Below are 20897 nucleotides of genomic sequence, written 5' to 3' on the forward strand. Positions count from 1 at the left end.
GGAGTCCGCCTCCTCTGTCAGGATCGGCACTCAAATCGAGCTTGAGCTACGCCGGCCCCCGTCACGGGGACGCGGAGGAGAGCGACATGCACAACCCGGGCAACGCCACCCCGGAACGATTTCCGGCCCAGGACCGCCTCGCGGAGGGCGCGCAGTACATCGCGGGCCGTTCGACGAAGGGCACCTCCGGCCGGACGCACACGGTCGTCGACCCGGCGACCGGCGAGGACGTCTACACGTATGAGCTGGCCGGCACCGCCGACGTCGACGCGGCGGTCGCCGCCGCGCGCGAGGCCTTCCCCGGCTGGGCGGCGGCCACCCCCGGCGAGCGGTCCGACGCCCTGCACCGCTTCGCCGCCGTGCTGGCCGAGCGCGCCGAGGACTTCGCGCGCGCCGAGTCCTTCCAGTGCGGCAAGCCGCTGAAGCTGACCCGGGAGTTCGACGTCCCCGGGACCGTCGACAACACCGCCTTCTTCGCGGGCGCCGCCCGGCACCTGCAGGGGCAGTCCGCCGGCGAGTACTCCGGCGACCACACGTCGTACGTGCGCCGCGAGCCGATCGGCGTCGTCGGCTCCGTCGCGCCCTGGAACTACCCCTTGCAGATGGCGGCCTGGAAGATCCTCCCGGCGATCGCCGCGGGCAACACCGTCGTGCTCAAGCCCGCCGAGCTCACACCGCTGACCTCCCTCCTCTTCGCCCGGGCCGCCACCGACGCCGGGATACCGGACGGGGTGGTCAACATCGTCACCGGCACCGGGAAGGAGGCCGGCGAGCACCTCGTCGGCCACCCCGACGTGGCCATGACGTCCTTCACCGGCTCCACCGCCGTCGGCAGGCGCGTCGCCGCGATCGCCACCGCCACCGTCAAGCGCCTCCACCTGGAGCTCGGCGGCAAGGCACCCTTCGTGGTCTTCGACGACGCCGACCTGGAGGCGGCCGTGCACGGCGCGGTCGCGGGCGCGCTCGTCAACACCGGCCAGGACTGCACGGCGGCCACGCGCGCCTACGTGCAGCGGCCGCTGTACGAGGCGTTCGTCGAGCGGACGGCCGCGCTCATGGAGACCGTCCGGCTCGGCGACCCCTTCGCGCCGGGCACCGACCTCGGCCCGCTGGTCTCGCACGCCCAGCGCGACCGGGTGGCCGGCTTCGTCGACCGGGCGCGTGCGTACGCGCGCGTGGTGACCGGCGGCGAGGCGCCGGGGGGAGAGCTCGCCAAGGGCGCCTACTACCGGCCCACCCTCATCGCCGGCGCGCCCCAGGACAGCGAGGTCGTGCAGTGCGAGATCTTCGGGCCGGTCCTGGCCGTGCTGCCCTTCGGCACCGACGACGAGGGGATCGCGCTGGCCAACGACACGCCCTACGGCCTGGCCGCCTCCGCCTGGAGCCGGGACGTCTACCGGGCGAACCGCGCCACCCGTGAGATCCGGGCCGGGTGCGTGTGGATCAACGACCACATCCCGATCATCAGCGAGATGCCGCACGGCGGCTACCGGGCGTCCGGCTTCGGCAAGGACATGTCCTCCTACTCCTTCGAGGAGTACACGCAGGTCAAGCACGTCATGTTCGACAATACGGCGGTCGCCGCGAAGGACTGGCACCGCACGATCTTCGGGGACCGATAGTCAGACAGGAGCACGGTCGCCCGACCCGCGGCCGACCACCTCCGAAACCTCCCGAAAGGGCACCACGAGCATGGAGCAGTACGAGCCCGACCGCCTGTCACCGGCCCAGGTGGCCGCCATGCGGCGCAGTTTCCGCAACGGCCGGGCCGCCCTCACCCGCCGTTCCCTGCTGCGCGCCTCCGCCGGCGGCGCGCTCGCGGCCGGCGGGCTCGGGACGCTGAGCGCCTGCGGCATCCCCCCGGCGGGCAGGACGCAGGGCGGCACGACGAGCGAGGACCACTCGGCGAAGGAGAAGACCGTCAGCTTCTCCAACTGGACCGAGTACATGGACGTCGACGACAGCGGCAAGCACCACCCGACGCTGGAGGCGTTCACCGAGCGGACCGGCATCGAGGTCAGGTACACCGAGGACATCAACGACAACAACGAGTTCTTCGGCAAGATCAAGCCGCAGCTCGCCGCGGGCCAGGACACCGGCCGCGACCTGATCGTCCTCACCGACTGGCTGGCCGGACGGCTCATCCGGCTGGGCTGGGTGCAGAAACTGGACCCCTCGAACCTGCCGCACGCCTTCACCAACCTGTCGCCGCAGTTCCGCAACCCCGACTGGGACCCGGGCCGCGCCTACTCCTACCCCTGGCAGGGCATCTCCACCGTCATCGCCTACAACAAGAAGGCCCTGGACGGCGTCGAGGTGACATCGGTCTCCGACCTGCTCGACAACCCCAGGCTGAAGGGACGCGTCGGCTTCCTGACCGAGATGCGCGACACGGTCGGCATGACCCTGCTCGACATGGGCAAGGACCCGGCGGACTTCACCGACGACGACTACGACGCGGCGATCGCCCGGCTGCAAAGGGCCGTCGACAAGGGCCAGATCCGCCGCTTCACCGGCAACGACTACACCTCCGACCTCACCAAGGGCGACTTCGCGGCCTGCCTGGCCTGGGCCGGCGACGTCGTCCAGCTCAAGGCGGACAGCCCCGACGTGGACTTCCTCGTCCCGGACAGCGGCTACCTGACGTCCAGCGACAACCTGCTGATCCCCAACAAGGCCCGTCACAAGACGAACGCCGAGCGGCTCATCGACTACTACTTCGAGCCGAGGGCCGCCGCCGAGCTCGCCGCCTACATCAACTACGTCTGTCCCGTCGACGGCGTGAAGGAGGAACTGGCGAAGATCGACGAGGAGGCGGCGGACAACCCGCTGATCCTCCCCGACCGGGCCATGCAGGCCAAGTCCCGTGCCTTCCGCTCCCTGAGCTCGAAGGAAGAGACGGCCTATGAAGAGAAGTTCGCGAAGCTCACCGGGGCGTGACGACGATGAAGACGACGACAGACCACGGCGGCGCCGTCCGCCTCGCCGGGATCAGCAAGACCTACGGCTCCTTCACCGCCGTGCATCCCCTCGACCTGACCGTGCCCGAGGGCTCCTTCTTCGCCCTGCTCGGCGCCTCGGGCTGCGGCAAGACCACCACCCTGCGCATGATCGCCGGCCTGGAGGAACCCACCACCGGCACCGTGTCGCTGGGCGAGCAGGACGTGACGGCCCTGCCGCCCTACAAGCGCCCGGTGAACACGGTCTTCCAGTCCTACGCCCTCTTCCCGCACCTCGACATCTTCGAGAACGTCGCCTTCGGCCTGCGCCGGCGCGGCATCAGGAGCGTGAAGAAGCAGGTCGAGGAGATGCTGGAGCTCGTCCAGCTCGGCGAGCAGGCCCGCAAGAAGCCGCACCAGCTCTCCGGCGGCCAGCAGCAGCGCGTCGCCGTGGCCCGCGCGCTGATCAACCACCCCAGGGTGCTCCTGCTCGACGAGCCGCTCGGCGCCCTGGACCTGAAACTGCGCCGCCGGATGCAGCTGGAGCTCAAACGCATCCAGACCGAGGTCGGCATCACGTTCGTGCACGTCACGCACGACCAGGAGGAGGCCATGACCATGGCCGACACGGTCGCCGTGATGAACGCGGGCCGCGTCGAACAGCTCGGCTCGCCCAGCGACCTGTACGAGAACCCGCGCACCACCTTCGTCGCCAACTTCCTCGGCACCTCCAACTTCATCGAGGCCGAGGTCGACTCCGGGAGCGGCGACGAGATCGTGCTGAAGGCGGGCGGCGGCAAACTGGTCCTTCCCCGGGCCCGGTGCTCCGTGCCCACGACGGCCGGCGGCAGGGTGCTGGCCGGCGTCCGCCCGGAGAAGATCTCCCTCACCCACGCCGACGACGCGGGCGGGATCCCGGCCGGCCGCAACCGCATCACCGGCCGGATCGCCGACTCCAGCTTCACCGGCGTCTCCACGCAGTACGTCGTCGACAGCCCGGTCTGCGCGGACTTCGAGGTCTACGCCCAGAACATCGACCGCGACCCGCGGCTGGTGCCCGGCGCCGAGGTGGTCCTGCACTGGAACCCGGCGCACACCTTCGGTCTCGACGCGGCGCAGTCCCCGCTCGCCGGGACGGCCGGCGCCGCGGGCACCGAGGAAGAGGTCGCCTGATGGCCACGCTCACCGAGGCGCCCCCGCCCCTGACACCCGTCGCGCCGAAGGCCGGCAAACCGCGCGGGCGGGGCCGCCGGACGCCGTACTGGCTGCTGCTGCCCGGCATCCTGTGGCTGCTGGTCTTCTTCGCGCTGCCGATGGTCTACCAGGCCTCCACGTCCGTGCAGACGGGCTCCCTGGAGGAGGGCTACGAGGTCACCTGGCACGTCGCCACGTACTGGAACGCGCTGAGCGGGTACTGGCCGCAGTTCGTCCGCTCGGTGCTCTACGCGGGCACCGCGACCGCGCTGTGCCTGCTGCTCGGCTACCCGCTGGCGTACCTGATCGCCTTCCGCGCCGGCCGCTGGCGCAACCTGATCATGATCCTGGTGATCGCGCCGTTCTTCACCAGCTTCCTGATCCGCACCCTGGCCTGGAAGACGATCCTCGCCGACGGCGGCCCGGTCGTCGGCGCCCTGAACACGCTGCACGTCCTGGACGTCACCAGCTGGCTGGGCCTGACCGCCGGCGACCGGGTGCTGGCCACCCCGCTGGCGGTCATCTGCGGCCTGACGTACAACTTCCTGCCGTTCATGATCCTGCCGCTGTACACCTCGCTGGAGCGGATCGACCCGCGCCTGCACGAGGCGGCGGGCGACCTGTACGCGCGGCCCTGGACCACCTTCCGCAAGGTCACCTTCCCGCTGTCGACGCCGGGCGTGGTCTCCGGCACGCTGCTGACCTTCATCCCGGCCGCGGGCGACTACGTCAACGCCGACCTGCTCGGCTCCGCCGACACCCGCATGGTCGGCAACGTCATCCAGACCCAGTTCCTGCGGGTCCTGGACTACCCGACGGCCGCGGCCCTCTCCTTCATCCTGATGGCCGCGATCCTGCTCGTGGTCACCCTCTACATCCGCAGGTCCGGCACGGAGGATCTGGTCTGAATGCCTTTCGTCGACTGGCTCAAGCGCCGGCTCGTGGTCATCGCGGGACTGCTGACGCTCGCCTATCTGCTCCTGCCCAACGTCGTCGTGACGCTGTTCTCCTTCAACCGGCCCGAGGGGCGCTTCAACTACGAGTGGCAGCGGTTCTCCCTGGACGCCTGGAAGGACCCGTGCGGGGTGTCCGGGCTGTGCGGTTCGCTGTCGCTCAGCCTCCGGATCGCGTTCTGGGCGACGCTCGGCGCCACCGTCCTCGGCACGATGATCGCGTTCGCCCTGGCCCGCTACCGCTTCCGGGCGCGCGGCGCCGTCAACTCGCTGATCTTCCTGCCGATGGCGATGCCCGAGGTCGTCATGGCCGCCTCGCTGCTCACCCTGTTCCTCAACATGGGCGCCCGGCTGGGCTTCTGGACGGTCCTGATCGCGCACATCATGTTCTGCCTGAGCTTCGTGGTGACGGCGGTCAAGGCGCGCGTGATGTCGATGGACCCGAGGCTGGAGCAGGCCGCGCAGGACCTGTACGCCGGCCCGTTCCAGACCTTCGTCCGGGTCACGCTGCCGATCGCCGCCCCCGGCATCGCGGCGGGCGCGCTGCTGGCCTTCGCGCTCTCCTTCGACGACTTCATCATCACGAACTTCAACGCGGGCTCGGCCGTCACCTTCCCGATGTTCGTGTGGGGATCGGCGCAGCGCGGCACGCCCGTGCAGATCAACGTCGTCGGGACGGCCATGTTCGTCGTCGCCGTCCTGCTCGTCCTGGCCTCCATGGCCGTCGGCAACCGCAGAAACAAACAGAAGGCGTAAGCCCTTGTAGGGAGTTGAAATCATGGCCCCGAGCGCCATGAGCAGTGCGAACAACTGGACCGAATCCCTTTCCGAGGCCCAGCCGGTCCCGTACTGGCTGGACGACCCCGGCAGGCCCCGCCCCGAACCCGCCCTCACCGCCTCCGAGACCTGCGACCTGCTGGTCGTCGGCGGCGGCTACAGCGGACTGTGGACCGCGCTGATCGCCAAGGAGCGCGACCCGCAGCGGGACGTGGTGCTGGTGGAGGGCCGCGAGGCGGGCTGGGCCGCCTCGGGCCGCAACGGCGGCTTCTGCGCCGCCTCTCTCACCCACGGCCTGCCCAACGGCCTGACCCGCTGGCCGGACGAGATCCACAAGCTCCAGGAGCTGGGCGCCCGCAACCTCGACGAGATCGAGGCGGCGGTCGCCCGCCATTCCATCGACTGCGACTTCGAACGCACCGGCGGGATCGACGTCGCCACCGAGACGTACCAGGCGTGGGAACTGCGCGACCGGTACGAGGAGACGGCCCGCCGGGGCCTGGCCGACGGCGTCGAGTTCCTGGACGCCGACGCGGTACGGGAGCAGGTGGACTCCCCGACCTTCCGGGCGGGCCTGTGGGACCGCCGGGGCGTGGCCATGCTCAACCCCGCCCGGCTCGCCTGGGGCCTGAAACGGGCGTGCCTGGACCTCGGCGTCCGCGTCTACGAGCACACCCCCGCGCTCACCCTGGAGCCGTACGGCGCCGGGATGGCCGTACGCACCCCCTACGGCCGGGTCCGGGCCCGCCGGGTGGCCCTCGGCACGAACGTCTTCCCGAACCTGGTCCGACGGGTCCGCCCGTACACCGTCCCGGTCTACGACTACGCCCTGATGACCGAGCCGCTCACGGCCGGCCGGCTGGCGTCGATCGGCTGGCGGAACCGGCAGGGGCTCGGGGACAGCGCCAACCGGTTCCACTACTTCCGCCTGTCCGCGGACAACCGCATCCTGTGGGGCGGCTACGACGCGGTCTACCCGTACGGCGGCCGGGTGCGCGCCGAGTACGACGACCGCCCGGAGACCTACGCCAAGCTCGCCGGGCACTTCTTCACCTGCTTCCCGCAGCTGGAGGGCGTCCGCTTCACGCACGCCTGGGGCGGGGCGATCGACACCTGCTCGCGCTTCTCGGCGTTCTTCGGCACGGCGCACCGGGGGAGGGTGGCGTACGCGGCCGGGTACACCGGTCTCGGCGTCGGCGCCACCCGCTTCGGCGCCGAGGTGATGCTGGACCTGCTGGCGGGGGAGCGCACGGAGCGCACCTCGCTGGAGATGGTCCGCAGGAAGCCGCTGCCCTTCCCGCCGGAGCCGTTCGCCTGGACGGGCATCGCGCTCACCAAGTGGTCGCTGGCGCGGGCGGACGCGCACGGCGGCCGGCGCAACCTGTGGCTGCGGGCGATGGACCGGCTGGGCCTGGGCTTCGACAGCTGACCCGGCGGAACGCGGGCGGATGCGGCCCGGTTCACCCGGACGGGGTGCCCGGACCCGCGCCGTGCCCGCCCGGAGCCCTCCCTCCCCCCGGCGACGCGGGCGGGTCGGCCGGGACCGGTCCGGGGCCGGGAGTCCCGGCGGACGTCCGACGGCCGCTCGGACCGACGGCCCTGGCGAACAGGGTGAGCAGCACCGCGGACAGGCACCAGCCGGCCACGACGTCCAGCGGCCAGTGGTAGCCGTGGCGGACGAGCCCGAAACCGGTCCCGAGGCTGACGACGACCCAGGCGGCGACGAGGGCGCGGCGGGCGAGGGCGCCGCGCAGCCAGGGAAGGAGGACGAGCGCCGCGGCGCCGTAGGCGACGGCGGCGGTGACCGTGTGCCCGGAGGGGTAGTAACCGGTGCCGGGGGGCACGGCCGGGGTGCCGGGGCGGTCGGTCAGTTCCTTGAGGGGCACCACCAGGGCCGGGACCAGGGCCGTCACCAGCGCCGCCGCGACGGACGGCAGCCACCAGCGGTCCACACCGGTGGCGCGGGCGCGCCGGGCGGCGTACACCAGGGCGGCCGTGAGGACCGGGATTGCGACCGGGACGTTCCCCAGGTCGGAGAGGACCCCGGAGAGGCGGTCGGGGTGGAGCAGGGCGCGGCTGACGCGCGCGTCCGCGCGCAGCAGCGGGCCGCCGGCGACGACCTGCCAGGTCGTCAGGGCGAAGAGCAGGGACGGGATCCCGAGGAGCGGGACGAGGGCGGCCGGTCGCCCCGAAGCTGTCGACATGGCGCACAGCTTCTCAGCGGGAAGCGGGAAGCGGAAAAGAAGGAAGGAGGCCGGCCGCCCCGGAACAAGGGGGGATGGTTCCGGGGCGGCCGGCCGGACCGGAACGTCGCGCGCCCCGGGGGGTCTGGGGCGGGCGACCGTCCGATCGTGAGGAGATTCCAGAGCCTCGGGCTCCGGTTGTGTGCGCGAGGGCACGACCAGGTCGCGGCTGGGGAGGCCCCGGCCCGGCGCCGCCCACAGTCCCCTGTGGGCGGGGTGTATCTCTCATCTGGGTAGAACGTACGACAGGGGATGCGGCCGCGACAGGGCGAAAGGGCTCCTGTCATGCACCTCGCACACGTTCTTCACACGCCCTGCCGCTCGCCGCCCCGGCCGCCCGGCCGGGGCGGCTCACCTGCCCCGATGGCGGCTCAGATGCGCGCGAACGCCTGCTCGATGATGTCCAGGCCCTCGTTCAGCAGGTCCTCGCCGATGACCAGCGGGGGCAGGAAGCGCAGCACGTTGCCGTAGGTGCCACAGGTCAGGACCAGCAGGCCCTCCTGGTGGCAGGCCTTGGCGAGCGCGGCGGTCGCCTCCGGGTTCGGCTCCTTGGTCGCGCGGTCCTTGACCAGCTCGATGGCGATCATGGCGCCACGGCCGCGGACGTCGCCGATGATGTCGAACTTGTCCTGCATCGCGGTCAGGCGGGCCTTCATGGTGGCCTCGATCGCCTTCGCCCGCGCGTTGAGGTCGAGCTCCTTCATCGTCTCGATCGCGCCGAGCGCACCCGCGCAGGCGACCGGGTTGCCGCCGTAGGTGCCGCCCAGGCCGCCCGCGTGCGCGGCGTCCATGATCTCGGCGCGGCCGGTCACGGCGGCCAGCGGCAGACCGCCGGCGATGCCCTTGGCGGTGGTGATCAGGTCCGGGACGATGCCCTCGTCCTCGCAGGCGAACCACTGGCCGGTGCGGCAGAAGCCGGACTGGATCTCGTCCGCGACGAAGACGATGCCGTGGTCGGACGCGAACTGGCGGATGGCCGGGAGGAAGCCCTTGGCCGGCTCGATGAAGCCGCCCTCGCCGAGCACCGGCTCGATGATGATCGCGGCGATGTTCTCCGCGCCGACCTGCTTGGACATCTGGTCGATGGCCTGGGCGGCGGCCTCGGGACCGGCGTTGTGAGGACCGGTCGGCCAGCGGTAGCCGTACGCCACCGGCACGCGGTACACCTCGGGCGCGAACGGGCCGAAGCCGTGCTTGTACGGCATGTTCTTCGCCGTCAGGGCCATGGTGAGGTTCGTGCGGCCGTGGTAGCCGTGGTCGAAGACGACCACCGCCTGGCGCCTGGTGTAGGCGCGGGCGATCTTCACGGCGTTCTCGACGGCCTCGGCACCGCTGTTGAACAGCGCCGACTTCTTGGCGTGGTCGCCCGGGGTCAGCTCGGCCAGCGCCTCGGCGACGGCGACGTACCCCTCGTACGGCGTGACCATGAAACAGGTGTGGGTGAAGTCGGCGAGCTGGGCGGTCGCCCGGCGCACGACGGCCTCCGCGGAGGCGCCGACGCTCGTCACGGCGATGCCGGAGCCGAAGTCGATCAGACGGTTGCCGTCGACGTCCTCGATGATGCCGCCGCCCGCGCGCGCCGTGAAGACGGGCAGCACGGAGCCCACGCCCTGCGCGACCGCGGCGGTGCGGCGGGCCTGCAGCTCCTGCGACTTCGGGCCGGGGATGGCGGTGACGACGCGGCGCTCCTGCGGAAGTGCGGTCATGCGGGGCTCCTGGGGATTGCTGGGTTCTCCGTAGGCGGTCTCACGGACGCTCGCCTTCTTTTCTCGCAGGCTAGGACGGGCGCCGGGGGACGGGCATGCTCCATGTGGGCGTTGTCGGGGAGCCCGGTTGTCCGCGGTGGACATAGCGGCCCCGGCGGGCGGATCGGGGACGAGGTGCCCGCGCCACGGCCGCGCCCGGCCGCGCCACCGGTGAACTCCCCCCGCCCGGGCGTTAGATTGGCCCGGCGATGGTGGACGCGGCGGCCGGTCAGGGGGCAGGGGCGATGGACAGCGACGGGACGCGGGACGCGCGCGGCACGCATGCGGACCCCGTGCCGCGTCCGGCGGGGCCGCCGGACGCGCCGGCGGTACCCCCGCGGCCGAGCCGGGCACCGGGTGCGCCACCTGTTCCCGAGCAGGCTCCCCCGTCCTCGTCCGCCGTCGCCGCCTGGCTCGACGCGGCGAGGTCGGCCGCCCGGCCCGGGATCTGGCGGTACGGCTACCGTCCGCCGAAGGACGCCCCGCAGCGGCTTGCTCCGGTGACGGTCGCCGGCATGCTGGTCCCGCTCGTCCTGGCGGTCGGGGCGTGGTCGTTCTGGAGGCGCGGCTACGTCCCGTACAAGAGCGTCCCGCTGCGGATGTTCACGCCGGACGACTGGTGGTGGGGCGGCACGACGGCCACGCCCAAGCCGGTCGAGGGACGGACCGTGACGCTCCCGGGGTACGACGCCCTGATGGTGTACGACGGCGTCTTCTTCGCCGCGCTCGTCCTCGCGGTGGCCGTGCTCGGCAGCTGGCGGACCATCGTCCGCCACTACGTGAGCCGCCTGCGCCAGCCGGTGCGCGCCCTGGCCGCCGCCGTCCTCGCCCTCGTCGCCCTCGCCCTCGTCTTCCCCGAAGCCTTCCCCGGCGTCGGATGGTCCCCGGTGCCGGTCGTCGATCCGCTGCTCTCCCTGACCGTGCTGGTCACGGACAGCTACGACCTGATGGCCTCCACCCTCTTCACGAACACGCTGTACGCGGCCGTCGCGCTGCTCGTGGTGTGGCCGTTCGCCCGCCTCGGCGCCTGGTGGCCGTACGCGAGGGAACGGCTCGCGCCCCGCCGGGAGGACACCGCCCCCGGCACCCCCGTGCCCGACCGTCCCCGCTCCCAGTGGCCCGCCCTGCGCGACGCCGGCCAGCACGAGGCCGCCGAGCTGCTCACCGCCGAGGTCACCGGCGGCCGTATGAACGACGTCGACTGCGTCCGCATCGAGCACGCCTTCGACGCCGCCCGGCGCAGCGCCACGCTGGACGCCTTCCGCGGCACCGTCCTGCGCCAGGGCGGCGCGGCCTGGACGCACCCCTCCGGCGCCCGGGACCTGCCCCGCCGGACCGCCCGCCACGACCTGCTCGCCGGCCAGGTGCGCATCGGCCGCTGGGTGGCGACCGAGCGCGCCCCGCGGCCGTACCACGACGCCGGGGCGGCCCTCGGCCCGGACGTGCTCGGCACCTCGCTGCTCGCCATCGGCCCCTCCGGGTCCGGCAAGACCCGCACCCTCGTCGAGCCGGTGACCGAGGCGCTCGCGCTGCAGGCGCTCACCGGGCGCTGCGCCGTCGTCGCCGTCTCCGCTGCCGGGAGCCCGCTCGGCGCGGACGACGCCTTCGACGTGATCGTGCGGATCGGTGATCCGTCCTCGGTGCACGACCTCGACCCGTACGCCGAGTCCGGCGATCCGGACGAGGCGGCCGGGATCCTCGCCGAGGCGCTGGTGGGCGATCTCGACACGGTCGGCACGCAGGGTGCCGCCACCGCACTGGCGCAGCTGCTCGGCCCCTTCCGGGCGGTGCACGGGCGGTTCCCCTCGCTGCCGGAGCTGCACGAGCTGCTGGAGGGAGAGGAGCGGACGCTGGTCCCGCTGCGGGAGGCGCTCGCCGCGAGCGGGAACGACCTCATGCGCCGCGAGCTCGAGGCACGCGTCCGGCAGACGGGCACGCCGGGCGACGCGGGCCGGGCCCTGGCCGACCGGCTGGCGCTGCTGAACCGGCCGGTGTTCGCGGACTTCTTCGGCGGGGGCGGCCCGGGCCGGCCGTTCTCCCTGCGGGCGGTCGCCCACCACCCCCTGCGGGTGCGCGTCGACCTGCCCGAGCGCGGCCACGAGGAGGCCTGCCGGCTGATCACCCGGCTGGTCCTCGCGCAGTTCCACGCCGTCGTCCGGGAGGGCCGGCGTGCGCACTTCGCCTGCCTGGTCCTGGACGACGCGACGGGCACGGTCACCGCGGAGTCGGTGCGCCGCATCCAGCGGCTGCGGTCGCAGAACGCGGGCGTGCTGCTCACCCTGCGCACCATCGCCGACGTCCCCGAGGCGCTGCACGGACCGCTCTACGGGGCGGTGGGCTGCCGCATGGCCTACTGCGGCGTCACGACGTGGGACGGCAGCCGGTTCGCGCAGAGCTGGGGCACCGAGTGGGTGGAGACGACGGAGGTCGCCAAGCACACGGTCTTCGCCGACCAGCCGATGACCCGGGCCTTCCACGCGCTGCGCAAGCTGGTGACGGGCAAGGCGGTGACGACGGACGCGGTGACCGTGCGGCAGGTCGAGCGGGAGCGGTGGTCGGCCTCCGAGCTCGCGCACGCGGTGCCGCCGGGGCACGCGGTGCTGTCGCTGACCACGGTGCGGGGCGAGCACGCGCCGCCGCTGCTGGTGGACCTGCGGGGCTGAGGCCTTCCCCCGCGCGAGGGCAGCGGGATCGTACGGTGAGGCAGAATCGACACAGGCCGTTCATACGCCGCGGCCAAAAGATCGCAGTGATCACACAGCCCTGACGCAGACCTGAAGGCCCCATGCCCCCGACGCTCGCCTCGCTCGTCCACCACTCCGCGCTCAAACTCACCGTGCGCGCGGGCGAGGACCGCCTCGACGTGCCCGTGCGCTGGGCGCACGTCAGCGAGCTCGCCGACCCCGTGCCCTACATGGAGGGCGGGGAGCTGCTGCTGATCACCGCGCTCAAACTGGACGCGGAGGACCCCGAGGCGATGCGCCGGTACGTGCGGCGGCTGGTCGGCGCCGGCGTCGTCGGACTCGGCTTCGCGGTCGGCGTCAACTACGAGGAGGTCCCCGAGGCCCTGGTCGACGCGGCCGAGGAGGAGGGGCTGCCGCTGCTGGAGGTGCCGCGCCGCACCCCGTTCCTCGCCATCAGCAAGGCCGTGTCCGCGGCGATCGCCGCGGACCAGTACCGGGCCGTGACGGCCGGGTTCGCGGCGCAGCGCGAGCTGACCAGGCAGGCGCTGACCGACGGGCCGGAGGGGCTGCTCGCCGCCCTCGCCGCGCAGGTCGACGGCTGGGCCGCGCTCTACGACGCCTCCGGCGCCGTCGTCGCCGCCGCACCGGAGTGGGCCGGGCGGCGGGCCGCGCGGCTCACGGCGGACGTGCGGCGGCTGCGGGAGCGGCCCGCGCCCGCCTCGGCGGTGGTGGGCGGGCCGGACCACGAGGACCGGGTCGAGCTGCACTCCCTGGGCACCGGGCGGCGCCCGCGCGCCGCGCTCGCCGTGGGCACGGCCGCCGCCCTCGGCACCGCCGAGCGGTACGCCGTCCACGCGGCCATCGCCCTGCTGACGCTCACCACCGAACGCTCCCGGTCCCTGCAGGCGGCCGAGCAGCGGGTCGGCACGGCGGTGCTGCGCATGCTGCTGGCCGGGGAGCCGGACCACGCCCGCGCGGTCGCCGGTGACCTGTACGGCGACCTGCTGGACGCGCCGTTCCGGATGATCGTCGCGGAGTCGGTGCCGGCGTCGGCCGCGCTGGCCCAGACCGACGCCCAGGCGCGCAGGCCCGCGGCGAAGCCCGCGTCGGCCGCCGCGCTGGCCGCCGCCGACACCCACGGGGACCCCCTGGGGACCCTCGCCGACGTCGTGGAGTCCGCGGCGGCCCGGGCGGGCGAGGCGGTGCTCGTGGTGCCGGAGGGCGAGCGGCTGGTGGTGCTGGCCGCGGACGGGGGCGCGGCCGTCGCCGCCTGCGGGGACTATGCGGCGGCGCGGGAGGCGGCACGGACCGGCACGGTGCCGGAGCAGGCCGCGGGCGAGGGCGAACTCGTCGCCGGACTGTCCGCGCCCGCCGGGCCCACCGCCGCCGCCACCGCGTACAGGCAGGCCGAGCAGGCGCTGTCGGTGGCGCGGCGGCGCGGGCGCGTGCTCGTGGAGCACGAGCAGCTGGCGGCCGGGTCGGTGCTGCCGCTGCTGGCGGACGACGCGGTGCGGGCGTTCGCCGACGGGCTGCTGCGGGCGCTGCGCGAGCACGACGCGACGGGGCGCGGGGATCTGGTCGCCTCGCTGCGGGCGTGGCTGTCCCGGCACGGGCAGTGGGACGCGGCGGCGGCCGACCTCGGAGTGCACCGGCACACGCTCCGCTACCGCATGCGGCGGGTCGAGGAGATCCTCGGGCGGTCGCTGGACGACCCGGACGTGCGCATGGAGCTGTGGCTGGCGCTGAAGGCGACGTCCACGGACCAGTAGGACGGCCGGGCACGCCAATCCGGCGCACGCCCGCCCCCCACTGTGACACCCCGGACAAACACCCCCCGGCCGGTGCCGCCCTACCGTGGACCCAGCAGGCCAAGCAACCATCTCCAACGCGGAAGGGCCGGGACTCGTACATGACTTCCACCTACGCCTTCTGGCTCGCCGGCCGCCAGGCCACCGGCGAGGACAGCTTCGACGTCACCTCCCCGTGGGACGGCCGTGTCGTCGGCAGCGTCAGCGTGCCCACGGACGCACAGGTCGAGGAGGCCGTGGCCGCCGCGTACGCCGTGCGGGACGAGTTCGCCGCCACCCCGGCGCACGTGCGCGCCGCCGCCCTCGACCACGTCAGCAGGCGCCTCGCCGAGCGCACCGAGGAGATCGCCCGGCTGATCTCCGCCGAGAACGGCAAGCCGGTCAAGTGGGCCCGCGGCGAGGTCGGGCGGGCCGTGTCCGTCTTCCGGTTCGCGGCCGAGGAGGCCCGGCGGTTCAACGGCGGCGAGGCCCAGCGCCTCGACACCGACCTCGGCGGCCAGGGGCGGCTCGCCCTCACCCGGCGCTTCCCGAAGGGCGTCGTGCTCGGCATCGCGCCCTTCAACTTCCCGCTCAACCTGTGCGCCCACAAGGTCGCCCCGGCCATCGCCGCCGGCGCGCCCATCATCCTCAAGCCCGCCCCGGCGACCCCGCTGTCCGGACTGGTCATCGGCGAGCTCCTCGCCGAGACCGAGCTTCCGGCCGGTTCCTGGAGCATCCTGCCGGTCCCCAACGACCGCATGCCCGCCCTCGTCCAGGACGAGCGCCTGCCGGTCATCTCCTTCACCGGCTCCGAGAAGGTCGGCTACGCGATCATGGACTCGGTGCCGCGCAAGCACTGCACCCTGGAGCTGGGCGGCAACGGCGCGGCCGTCGTCCTCGCCGACTGGGCGAGCGACGAGGACCTCGACTGGGCGGCGAACCGCATCGCCACCTTCTCCAACTACCAGGGCGGCCAGTCCTGCATCTCGGTGCAGCGCGTGATCGCCGACGCCTCGGTGTACGACCGCCTGCTGCCGCGCATCGTCGCCGCCGTCGAGGCCCAGGTCACCGGCGACCCCACCGACGACGCCACCGACGTCGGCCCGCTGATCAGCGAGGACGCCGCGCAGCGCGTCGAGGCGTGGGTCCAGGAGGCCGTCGGGGCCGGGGCCACCCTGCTCACCGGCGGCAAGCGGGACGGCGCCTCGTACGCGCCGACCGTGCTGACCGACGTGCCGGCCGACGTCACGATCTCCTGCGAGGAGGTCTTCGGTCCCGTCCTGACCGTGCAGAAGGTGGACGGCGAGGCCGAGGCCTTCGCAGCCGTCAACGACTCCAAGTACGGCCTGCAGGCGGGTGTGTTCACCCACGACCTGCAGACCGCCTTCCGCGCCCACCGCGCCCTGGAGGTCGGCGGCGTGGTCATCGGCGACGTGCCGTCCTACCGCGCCGACCAGATGCCGTACGGCGGCGCCAAGCAGTCCGGTGTGGGCCGTGAGGGCGTGCGGTTCGCGATGGAGGACTACACCTACGAGCGGGTGCTGGTCCTGACGGGTCTCGCCCTCTGACGGCACCCGCGGACCAACGGCCGGAGCCCGTCTGTGCGGGGGCTCCGGCCGTTGCCGTGCGCCGGCCCCGTGCGGACCCTCAGCCGGAGAAGCCGACGTGCGCGAGCCGCACCGGACCGCGCAGCCTCAGGTACACGTCGTGCACACCGCCGGCGGCGAACCCGGCGGTGACGGACGTGTAGGCGTACGGGTCCGGCGTGGCGGTGTCGAGCGTCAGCGTCGCCGCCGCCGGGCCGCCGTCCAGGGACACCTCCACGCTGCCCCTGCCCGCGAGTCCGGCCGTGACCCGGGTGACGCCGGGGCCGAAGTCGCAGTCCCGGAAGAGCAGTTCCCCGCTGCCGTCCGCCACGGGCGTCACCGCGTCGCCCGACACCTTCGTGCGGTCCACGATCCGCGTACCGCTCTGCTCGTCGAAGCCGGCCGCCTCCAGGCCGCGTCCGGCCACCGGGCGCGGCGCACCGGGCTCCCCGTCCAGCGTGAGGGTCGTGCGGAGGCGGACGTCCTCGCTGGAGGCGCCCACGAGCAGCTCGTACGGGCCCGGCTCCCGGCGCCACCGGCCCCGCGCGACGTCCCAGAACGCGAAGACGTCCAGGGGGAGTTCGAAGGAGAGCCCGGCCCGCTCGCCGGGGGCGAGGGTGACGCGGCGGTGTCCGGCCAGCTCGCGGCGCGGGCGCGGGACCGACGGGGCGACGGCCCGCGTGTAGAGCTGGGCCACCTCGTCCGCGGTGACGCCACCGGTGTTGGTGACCGTGAAGGAGACCTCCACCGCCGTGTCGCCGGTGCGGGCCGTCAGGCCGCCGTAGGAGAACGACGAGTACGACAGGCCGTGCCCGAAGGGGAACAGCGGGGCGCCCTCGAAGTACAGGTACGTCTGGCGGCCGCCGATGACGTCGTAGTCGAGCAGGCCGGGCAGGTCGGCGTCGTCGGCGTACCAGGTCTGCGGCAGACGCCCGGCGGGGGAGACGTCGCCGGCCAGCACGCGGGCCAGGGCGGTGCCCGCCGCCTGCCCGCCGTGCGCGGTCCACAGCACGGCCGGCAGGCCCGCGGTGTCCACCGCGTACGGGTAGGAGGAGACCAGCGCCAGCACCGTGTCCGGGTTGGCGGCGCGGGCCGCGCGCAGCAGCCGCTCCTGGTGCCCGGGCAGGCGCAGGGTCGTGCGGTCCTGGGTCTCGCGGCCGTTGATGTGCGGGTCGTTGCCCGCGACCACCACGACCACGTCGGCGCGGGCCGCGGCCCGCGCCACCGCGTCCTCGCCGCGCTCGGTCACGACCAGCTCGAAGACCTCCGCGGCCGCCTCGCCGGAGGCGGCAACCTTCACGCCGTCGGCGGCGACCGTGACGTGCCGCCCCGTCCCGGTGTGCCTGAGGAGGTGACCGTTCCCGTGCGGTTCGAGACGGAACGTCTCCTGCACGACCCAGCCGCCGGGCTGGTCGGCGGAGGCGCGCAGGCAGCCGTCCTCGGCGACCGAGAGGTAGCGGCCGTCGGGCGCGCGCAGGGTCAGCACGCCCTCGCCCCAGTCGGCCAGCGCGAGTTCGGTGCCGACGGCGTCGGCGGTGAGCGGGGGCAGGTCGGTGCGGCCCGCGAGCAGGGCCGGGTCCAGGGCGCCCTCGGCGCCGCGCACCGCCTCGGGGGCGTCCCCGGCCTCCGGCACGCGCAGGAACGTCCCCGCGCGGGTCTTGAGCAGGACGCGGTCCACGCCCTCGGCGAAGTCCACCCGCTGCGCGCCGAACCGCTCGTAGAGCCCCTCCAGCGGGGTCGAGCGGCGCAGGAACGCGCCGCTGTACCAGTCGAGCTTGCACTCGTCGGCGAGCAGCCCGACGACGGCGATCCGGGCGCCGTCGGCCAGGGGCAGCACGCCGTCGTTCTTCAGCAGGACGACCGCCTGCTCGGCGGCCCGCTGCGCGAGGGCGCGGTGCCCGGGCGTGTCGAACGCGCCGGGATCGGCGTGGCCGTCGAACTCGCCGAGCCGGAAGCGGACGGAGAGCTGGCGGCGCACGGCCGCGTCGACGTCGGCCTCGGTCAGCAGGCCCCGCTCCAGCGCCCCGGTGACCCGTTCGACGGTCCTCGAGGAGTCGGTGCCGTGGTCGGTGAAGCTGTCGACGCCCGCCCGCAGCGCCGCCGCGATCGCCTCCTCGTGGGTGTCGTAGTAGTGCTCGGAGTCCACCAGGTTGGACGGCGCGCCGGCGTCCGAGCAGACCAGCAGCTCCTGGTCGGTCCAGGTGCGCAGGTGCTCGCGCAGATAGGGCGAGACGTGGTTCGGGCGGCCGTTGACCAGGTTGTACGCCGGCATCACCCCGGCCACCGCGCCCGCCTCCACGGTCGCGCGGAAGGCTCGCAGGTCGTACTCGTGCAGTACGCGCGGGCGGACCGAGCTCGACGTGGTGTCCCGGTCGGTCTCGTTGTTGTGGGCGAGCCAGTGCTTCAGCACCGGCGCCGTGCGCCAGTACACCGGGTGGTCGCCGCGCAGGCCGCGGGTGTAGGCGGTGGCGATGGCCGAGGTGAGTCCCGGGTCCTCCGAGTAGCCCTCCTCGTTGCGGCCCCACAGCGGGTGGCGCAGCAGGTTCACCACCGGCGCCCAGACGTTGAGTCCCACGCGCTCGTCCCGGGCCCGCATCGCGCGGGCCTCCCGGGACACCGCCTCGCCGACGCTCCGGACCAGGTCGGGGTTCCAGGTGGCGCCCAGCCCCACGGCCTGCGGGAACACCGTCGCCGGGCCCATCCAGGCCACCCCGTGCAGGGCCTCCTGGCCGGTGCGGAAGGCGGCGACGCCGAGCCGTTCGACGGCGGGCGCGAACTGGTGGAGGAACCCGGCCTTCTCGTCGAGGGTGAGCCGCGACACGAGGTCGTCGATGCGCTTCGCGAACGGCAGGCGCCGGTCGCGGAAAGGCGGGGCGGGCGGCGTGGATGCGGTCACTGTGGGGTTCCCCTCGCGATGGAACGGCGCGACGCTTTCGAAGCGCTTCGATGCTCATTCGGCCCGCGCCGGGTGTCAAGACACCCCGGCGCGACAACTCCGTCGTCTCGCCCGTGTTTCAAGCAACACAGGAGCCGGTGCGCGATCCGGCGCACCGCGGAGGAATCTTGGGATCGACCCTTGTGCGCCCCTGAGTGTTCACTTAACCTCGCAGCAACATCGAAGCGCTTCGATTACGAGGTCGGCCGCCGGGAGGACGCGCAGTTCTCGGCACGCGTCGACAGGACCGCTTCAGCTCGGCCAGTTCCACTCGAGACACCGCAGCCGACGGCCCACCGCCGGGTGTCCTGGTGCGCCACGAAGGGTTGACGCAATGACGCCGAACGCCGCCTCCGCCTCCTTTGGGCCCAGCCGCAGAAGCTTCCTCGCCTCCACGGCGGTCGTCACCGCAGCGGTGGCCGGAGGGACGCCGCTGCTCGCCGCCTGCGGCGGCTCGGACGGCGGCTCGCGCGAGGGCACCACCGCGGGGAAGAAGGCCGAGAAGCTGCTGCCGGCGTACGTGGCCGGCAACGTGGTGACGCCGGACGTCGCCTCGAAGAACGGCTCCGCCGTCGGCTTCACCCGCGGGGTGGACCTCGCCGAGCTGAAGACCTCGGTGCCGAAGAGGCTCGGCAGGGGCGGCCGGGTCACCGTCATGTCGCCGTTCTGGGGCTCGCCGCCCAAGAGCGGCAACGCCTACTACCGGGCGATGAACGACCTCATCGGCGTGGACGTCCGCTGGCAGAACCAGGACGGCAACACCTACGACCAGAAGCTCGGCGCGGTCCTCGCCTCCAGCGACGTCCCCGACGTGGTGGTGGTCCCCGGCTGGAACATGGGCGGGAGGATCCCCAGCGCCATCATCGGCAAGTTCGCCGACCTCGGGCCCTACCTGTCCGGCGACGAGGTGAAGGAGTACCCGAACCTCGCGGCGATCCCGACGGACGCCTGGCGGCGCTCCCTCTTCGGCGGCAAGCTGCGCGGCCTGCCGATGCCGTCGTCGTACGTGCCCAACATCGTGCCCTTCTACCGCAAGGACGTCTTCGACGAGGAGGGGTACGAAGTCCCGCGGTCGGCGGACGAGTTCATGGCGCTGGCCAAGGAGATCACCAACGCCAGGGCCAAGCGGTGGGCGTGCGGCGACATGAAGTGGACCGCCTTCAACGTCTTCGGGGTGATGTCCGGCAGCGAGAAGGCGCTCGGCTGGAACCTCGTCGACGGCAGGCTCCTCTACCGCGCGGAGACCGAGGAGTACCTCGAGGCGCTGGAGTGGACCCGCAAGCTGTTCGCCGCCGGGGTGGTCCACCCCGACGCCCGGCTCGGCAAGAGCCAGGCCACCGACCCGAGCGCCAAGTTCGCGGCCGGCGAGTTCCTGATCTACAACAACGACATCTCCAGCTGGTGGGGGCAGCAGGCCGCCCAGGCCGCGCACAACCCCGACTTCCGCATCTGGGGCATGGACATCTTCGGCCACGACGGCGGCGACCCGGCGCTCTTCGCCACGAACCCGGCGAACATCTTCGCCTTCGTCAACAAGGACGCCTCCGAGGCCGTCGTCCGCGACGTGCTCGCCGTCGCCAACGTGACCGCGGCCCCGTACGGCACCAAGGAGTACATGCTCACCAACTACGGGGTGGAGGGCACCCACTACACGGTGAAGGACGGCGTGCCCACCAAGAACGACAAGGGCAACATCGAGGTCGTCAACGCCTACGTCATGGTCGCCGGCCCCGCCCCGACCATCGCGCGCCCCGACTTCCCGGAGATCGGCGAGGGCGCCGTGCGGTGGCAGCAGCGGATGGGCGCCTTCACCAGGAAGACCGCCTTCTACGGCATGCAGGTCACCGAACCCGCCCGCCACACCAACCTCTCCAACAACTTCGAGCAGCTGGAGGACGACATCATCCGCGGCCGCAAGAAGGTCGCCGACATGCAGCAGGCCGTGTCCGACTGGAGGAGCAGAGGCGGCGACCGGCTGCGCGACTGGTACAAGAAGCTGCTCGACGAGAACGGCTCCGCGGCCGGCTGACCGCACACCGAGGCAAGGAGACGGC

General features: G+C 73.2%; 13 protein-coding genes. 10 read left to right on the forward strand and 3 right to left on the reverse strand.

Going from position 1 to position 20897, the window contains the following annotated elements; all coding sequences use genetic code 11:
- The first annotated feature begins 86 nt into the window (after positions 1 to 86).
- The 6 genes from AB0L29_RS09330 (at position 87) to AB0L29_RS09355 (ending at position 7292) form a co-directional block, all read left to right on the forward strand.
- Positions 87 to 1622 (forward strand): gamma-aminobutyraldehyde dehydrogenase, encoded by a 1536-nt coding sequence (locus AB0L29_RS09330; RefSeq protein WP_365824998.1) that lies wholly within the window; start codon positions 87 to 89, stop codon positions 1620 to 1622.
- Between the two features lie 70 nt (positions 1623 to 1692).
- On the forward strand, positions 1693 to 2940 hold the full coding sequence (locus tag AB0L29_RS09335) for a spermidine/putrescine ABC transporter substrate-binding protein (RefSeq protein ID WP_365825000.1): 1248 nt from the start codon (positions 1693 to 1695) through the stop codon (positions 2938 to 2940).
- 5 nt (positions 2941 to 2945) lie between these two features.
- Positions 2946 to 4112 (forward strand): ABC transporter ATP-binding protein, encoded by a 1167-nt coding sequence (locus AB0L29_RS09340; protein ID WP_365825002.1) that lies wholly within the window; start codon positions 2946 to 2948, stop codon positions 4110 to 4112.
- Positions 4112 to 5041 carry an ABC transporter permease gene (locus tag AB0L29_RS09345; RefSeq protein WP_365825004.1) on the forward strand — a complete coding sequence of 310 codons (930 nt, stop codon included), beginning with the start codon at positions 4112 to 4114 and terminating at the stop codon, positions 5039 to 5041. Before AB0L29_RS09340 ends, AB0L29_RS09345 begins: the two co-directional genes overlap by 1 nt.
- Positions 5042 to 5842 (forward strand): ABC transporter permease, encoded by an 801-nt coding sequence (locus AB0L29_RS09350; protein WP_365825006.1) that lies wholly within the window; start codon positions 5042 to 5044, stop codon positions 5840 to 5842.
- A gap of 22 nt (positions 5843 to 5864) precedes the next feature.
- On the forward strand, positions 5865 to 7292 hold the full coding sequence (locus tag AB0L29_RS09355; protein WP_365825008.1) for an FAD-dependent oxidoreductase: 1428 nt from the start codon (positions 5865 to 5867) through the stop codon (positions 7290 to 7292).
- Between the two features lie 31 nt (positions 7293 to 7323).
- Here AB0L29_RS09355 and AB0L29_RS09360 read toward each other — a convergent pair whose 3' ends face one another.
- Together AB0L29_RS09360 and gabT are read right to left on the reverse strand one after the other, a co-directional pair.
- The gene (locus AB0L29_RS09360; protein ID WP_365825010.1) at positions 7324 to 8067 is read right to left on the reverse strand and encodes a phosphatase PAP2 family protein; all 744 of its coding nucleotides are present in this window, start codon (positions 8065 to 8067) and stop codon (positions 7324 to 7326) included.
- A gap of 410 nt (positions 8068 to 8477) precedes the next feature.
- Positions 8478 to 9812, reverse strand: a complete 1335-nt coding sequence (gene gabT / locus AB0L29_RS09365; RefSeq protein ID WP_365825012.1) for a 4-aminobutyrate--2-oxoglutarate transaminase — start codon at positions 9810 to 9812, stop codon at positions 8478 to 8480.
- 284 nt (positions 9813 to 10096) lie between these two features.
- Between gabT and AB0L29_RS09370 the strand changes: the two genes are divergently transcribed.
- The 3 genes from AB0L29_RS09370 (at position 10097) to AB0L29_RS09380 (ending at position 15890) form a co-directional block, all read left to right on the forward strand.
- A complete protein-coding gene (locus tag AB0L29_RS09370) occupies positions 10097 to 12514 on the forward strand; it encodes an ATP/GTP-binding protein (protein ID WP_365825014.1) in 2418 nt (805 codons plus the stop codon).
- Positions 12515 to 12636: 122 nt separating this feature from the next.
- Positions 12637 to 14304, forward strand: coding sequence for a PucR family transcriptional regulator (locus AB0L29_RS09375; RefSeq protein ID WP_365825016.1), 1668 nt, complete (start codon positions 12637 to 12639; stop codon positions 14302 to 14304).
- A 140-nt stretch (positions 14305 to 14444) separates the two neighbouring features.
- A complete protein-coding gene (locus tag AB0L29_RS09380) occupies positions 14445 to 15890 on the forward strand; it encodes an aldehyde dehydrogenase family protein (RefSeq protein ID WP_365825018.1) in 1446 nt (481 codons plus the stop codon).
- Positions 15891 to 15969: 79 nt separating this feature from the next.
- Here AB0L29_RS09380 and AB0L29_RS09385 read toward each other — a convergent pair whose 3' ends face one another.
- A complete protein-coding gene (locus tag AB0L29_RS09385; protein WP_365825020.1) occupies positions 15970 to 18804 on the reverse strand; it encodes a glycoside hydrolase family 3 C-terminal domain-containing protein in 2835 nt (944 codons plus the stop codon).
- Positions 18805 to 19177: 373 nt separating this feature from the next.
- Here AB0L29_RS09385 and AB0L29_RS09390 point away from each other — a divergent pair, with 373 nt between their 5' ends.
- Positions 19178 to 20872 carry an extracellular solute-binding protein gene (locus tag AB0L29_RS09390; RefSeq protein ID WP_365825022.1) on the forward strand — a complete coding sequence of 565 codons (1695 nt, stop codon included), beginning with the start codon at positions 19178 to 19180 and terminating at the stop codon, positions 20870 to 20872.
- Positions 20873 to 20897: the final 25 nt, after the last annotated feature.

Source organism: Streptomyces sp. NPDC052701 (assembly GCF_040678355.1).
Lineage (GTDB): Bacteria > Actinomycetota > Actinomycetes > Streptomycetales > Streptomycetaceae > Streptomyces.